Below are 241 nucleotides of genomic sequence, written 5' to 3'. Positions count from 1 at the left end.
CGCACTGCAGGCTGATGGAGATTTTCCGGATTCTCGCAAAACGTCGCCAGCGCCTGTGGGACAAAGCCCCACAGCGCGGCTTTATGCTGCTCTTTCACTTCCAGCGCCGACTGGTTACGCAACATATGTAATACCCGATCCGGGTTATGCAAAAAGTTAGCCTGCCGGGTGATGACATCTTCAGAAAGCACCACGCCCAGGATCGTGTAATCATCCGGCGTGCTCAGTTCAAATTCAGTGC

General features: G+C 53.9%; 1 protein-coding gene. It reads right to left on the bottom strand.

Features of this window, described 5'->3' with window-relative positions; all coding sequences use genetic code 11:
• The coding region (locus SB772_RS44935; RefSeq protein ID WP_410839144.1) for a hypothetical protein at nt 1–241 on the bottom strand (241 nt) is incomplete at both ends.

Source organism: Paraburkholderia sp. SIMBA_030 (genome assembly GCF_046535245.1).
Taxonomy (GTDB): domain Bacteria; phylum Pseudomonadota; class Gammaproteobacteria; order Burkholderiales; family Burkholderiaceae; genus Paraburkholderia.
Note: the sequence above shows the minus strand (reverse complement) of the source record. Positions and strands in the feature narration are given on the sequence as shown.